Annotated in this window: 4 protein-coding genes; 1 reads left to right on the forward strand and 3 read right to left on the reverse strand. The window is 33.1% G+C overall.

Going from position 1 to position 3,678, the window contains the following annotated elements:
* Nucleotides 1-536 precede the first annotated feature (536 nt).
* The 3 genes from ACPDG9_RS15860 to ACPDG9_RS15870 are packed head-to-tail and all read right to left on the reverse strand — an operon-like array spanning nt 537 to nt 3,076.
* Nucleotides 537-1,538 carry a hypothetical protein gene (locus ACPDG9_RS15860; RefSeq protein ID WP_430528673.1) on the reverse strand — a complete coding sequence of 334 codons (1,002 nt, stop codon included), beginning with the start codon at nt 1,536-1,538 and terminating at the stop codon, nt 537-539.
* Between the two features lies 1 nt (nt 1,539).
* Nucleotides 1,540-2,127: a hypothetical protein gene (locus ACPDG9_RS15865; RefSeq protein WP_430528674.1), complete on the reverse strand. Its 588-nt coding sequence runs from the start codon at nt 2,125-2,127 to the stop codon at nt 1,540-1,542.
* Between the two features lie 22 nt (nt 2,128-2,149).
* The gene (locus ACPDG9_RS15870; protein WP_430528675.1) at nt 2,150-3,076 is read right to left on the reverse strand and encodes an HNH endonuclease; all 927 of its coding nucleotides are present in this window, start codon (nt 3,074-3,076) and stop codon (nt 2,150-2,152) included.
* Between the two features lie 146 nt (nt 3,077-3,222).
* On the opposite strand from ACPDG9_RS15870, the gene ACPDG9_RS15875 reads away from it, so the two are divergent.
* Nucleotides 3,223-3,549 (forward strand): GIY-YIG nuclease family protein, encoded by a 327-nt coding sequence (locus ACPDG9_RS15875; RefSeq protein ID WP_430528676.1) that lies wholly within the window; start codon nt 3,223-3,225, stop codon nt 3,547-3,549.
* The last annotated feature ends 129 nt before the right edge of the window (nt 3,550-3,678 follow it).

The following is a 3,678-nucleotide window of genomic DNA, read 5'->3' on the forward strand; positions in this document are numbered from 1 at the left end:
GATATTTTGTTTTGGAGTTCGATGAATCTTCGCTACGCTACGATTTCTCCTACGTCGAGGTGACATGACGGGGGTGATTAACGGGCGTTGAATACACACAGTACACACACAGTACACACACAGTACACACACAGTATGTCACCCTGAGGTAACGAAGGGTCGCATCCTACGAGTCCATGAAAAACGAGCAAGGGTTGTTGTTCGTTGTTTTAAAGAAAACACATTCTATTTCAGCAAAATCTACTGTTCACCGATAACCGTTCACCGTTAACTATTCACAGTACACACACAGTATGTCACCCTGAGGCAACGAAGGGTCGCGTCCTACGAGTCCATGAAAGACAAGCAAGGATTGTTGTTCGTTGTTGGTTCTTTTAAAGAAAAATACATTCGATTTATTGATATAATATTACTCATCGTCATTTTAAAAAACAATTCGACTATTCAGAAAATCTCCACCGTTCTGATAACCGTTCAGTATATAACCAAACAAAAAAGGATACTCATTTGAACATCCTTTTTTCTCATTTATTGTATTATTTAGCACTCAATGCTTTTAAATTTTCATTTTTAATTTTAAGCATATTTTGATAATGTACAGTCCATATTCCATCACTATAATCTCCTATTCTTCCTTTTGGATTATTGCGAATATTGTGGTAAAGTTTAAAATCACGCTCTAAATCTAAATTAGCGCGATTAATTTGATTTAAAGTAGTTGCAAGTGCTTTATTACGATCTTTAGTTGAAGCCTTAGTCGAGAAAGAATTAGACTTTACATCATAAATATCTGCTGGCAAATTTTGTTTAATTCGATCAATCAACTCTTCCTTATCTATCTGTGCATGATATCCCGACGCTTCTTTCTTCTTCGCTATATGTAATTCTTCTCTAAACTGCAAAGCTACATCTGCAGCAAAACCAACTGCTAGGACAGGTGCTTTGGGCATATAAGCTAAAAAGCTCAATCCCTCCAAAACTTTTTCTCCTATATTCGTATCCGCTTTTAATTTTTCATCCTGAGCCAGTTCTTCTATTTTTTGCCTAACTCCTTCACTTAATTCTATTCGATCTAATGCATCATATCGCTTTAAATTTGCACCTGGATTAAGTTTTTTATACTTCTGCGTCAATTCATGTAATTCGTTCAAAAACTCAAAATAATCCACATTAACAACAATTTCACTCTCCACTAAATCCTTTAAAACTTGTTGCTGCAATTTTTCTACATTAGACTTGAACTCTTCATCTGATATTGATGTTTTTTTAACTTTGGATAAGTCTACCAACAAACTATTGTACATCGTCAATTGATTGTCAATTTGCTTCGCTAATACTACACGCATTTTCGAATCATATTTTTTGATTAACAAATCAAAATTCTCTTCATAATTATCAAGTGAATACCCCTCGTCTACCTGAACTTCTGAAGACTGATGGTTCAAAATCTCCTTTATAATCCTTTCATTTTCTGCTGAATTATCTTTTTTACAGCCTATAAAGGAGAAAACAACTAGTGCTATTATTATTTTTTTCATATTAAAAATTTCTTTCCTTTCCTAAATCTAATACAGTAATTATCTCTGTTTCGTCTAAATTTTCACTCGTATAAACGAAATACTGTATTTTGTTTTCTACATAAAATTTTGTTTTAACTTTACCTAAGCTTTCAACATTAGCTATGAGATTATTCTCATAAAAAACCTTCTCCATTTGATCACTACTAAAAAAACCTCCTCGTTTAATTCGCAAGATATCAGTAGGCTCAACATCTTGCCCTACTTGTTTAAAAACCAATATATAATACGCTTCTTTGGTAATCAATAAATATTGTAAATGAACAAAAGCATCTCTTTTTGCAATGTTTTCGTCTTCGACAATCTTTCTTTCAAAAATCGTATATAACTCCCCTTTCTCTACATTCAATAATCGGGTTCCAATCTCCTGAAACCAAGTATTGATAGTCGAATAATATGGATCGAGTTTAATTAGTGATTCATAATATGTTTTTAACTCCTTATTTTCGTTTACATCAATTGGTTCGCCTAACATAGCCTCTGCGTCCTTATCCCCACAGGAAATAAAAAAAACGAACATGCTAATCAGTACGAAATGAATTATTTTCATTGTTCTATATCTATTAATTAATCTATCGAATACCACTCCAAATAAGATTTCCCCCTGTGTGACTCACTGCATTATGTACCTGCTCCGACACCAATTCTAACTTACCTATGTCTTCATGATGATGCCAAGTGAAACCAAAGATTTTATTTCCATGCGGACTTTTAAGATCATCTATTTGCCTAGCTAACAACTCCTTGCCTTTGATTTCTTTTGTAACTCCACCCACTACATAACTATATTTTTTTCCTGTATTAAGCTGAATCAATTTTGTTTCTATTACTTTAGGATCCATTTTATACTGTTCTTTCAACTGGTTTGTTGCATAGGCAAACTGAGTCTTATTGGATTGTTGATGGTACTGAGCAGGAAGATCAATTTTAACAAGTGTATGATTAGAGAAATTAGGAAAAAGTCCTTCTACCTTAAATTTACCCAAATCTACAATTCGTCTAGAGAAAGGAACTTTCAATGATTTGTATTTTTCATTTACTTCAGCCAATCGCTTGTCGAAAACATCGCGGGTTCGATGCTCCAAATCACCTACTCGAAGCGTCGGTATTTGTTTCGGATTTTTGGCAATTTGCTTTTCATAAGCTTTCAAGCTAGGAACTCTAACTCTCATATTTTGCGAAGCATATAACGCGTTATACGCTTTTATTCCTTCTGGATTTGTTACTATATATTTTTCAAATGCCTTACCTTTCAATCGATCTAAATCTGTGGTTAAATCTGTTAATTGAGCAGGAGATAAATAAGTTAACGCTTGCTTTACTGGTTTCGAAAAAGAATATTTTTTGGTTAAATCCGTTGACTGACCACTTAAATTATCAATTACCTTCTTTCCGCCTTTGGAAGAAGAAATTTTTTCAACTACTTTTCCTCCTTTTTTACAGCTATGCATCGTACAAGCTCCTACTAGTAATACAAGAAAAACAATTACCCTTTTCATCTACAATTATTTTTGAGAACAAAAAACTGCTTTAATCCACAGTTTATCAGGTATAATTTAGTGAACCCCTATTTTTTTTTAGTAAACCTTCCATCTATAATTTGTAATCAATTACTGGTACATCATTTGATTTAGCACTAAGAAAAATGATATTTAAAGATTTTAATGAAAATAGTCCCGCGGGGTTTCACACCTACTATGTTTATATTATGACAAATAAATATAGAACTACTTTATATATTGGTGTTACAAATGACATAAAAAGACGAATAGGTGAACATAGAACGAACAAAGAAATGAATCCTAAAAGTTTCACAGGAAAGTACTATATAACAGATTTGATCTATTTCGAGACGTTTACTTGGATTCAAAATGCTATTGCACGAGAAAAGAAAATAAAAAAATGGAACAGAGAAAAGAAAATGGCATTAATTCGCTTGCATAATCCTATGCTAACAACAATCACTTTTTAAAAGCTGTATCAACCACCAAAAAGAAGTGTTTCACAAACTAATTGCCTATGCCATAGAAGATCAAAACGCAATGGACTCCTTCCAATTAGCCCCTAACAAAGGACTGCTTCTTATGGGGCAAACCAAAAC

The sequence above is a fragment of the Myroides sp. C6-3 genome, assembly GCF_050522425.1.
Taxonomy (GTDB): Bacteria; Bacteroidota; Bacteroidia; order Flavobacteriales; family Flavobacteriaceae; genus Flavobacterium.

Bases quoted from the DNA above. Each gene is read 5' to 3' on its own strand.
- ACPDG9_RS15860 (WP_430528673.1), bottom strand. From the start codon at position 1,538: ATGAAAAAAATAATAATAGCACTAGTTGTTTTCTCCTTTATAGGCTGT.
- ACPDG9_RS15865 (WP_430528674.1), bottom strand. From the start codon at position 2,127: ATGAAAATAATTCATTTCGTACTGATTAGCATGTTCGTTTTTTTTATT.
- ACPDG9_RS15870 (WP_430528675.1), bottom strand. From the start codon at position 3,076: ATGAAAAGGGTAATTGTTTTTCTTGTATTACTAGTAGGAGCTTGTACG.
- ACPDG9_RS15875 (WP_430528676.1), top strand. From the start codon at position 3,223: ATGATATTTAAAGATTTTAATGAAAATAGTCCCGCGGGGTTTCACACC.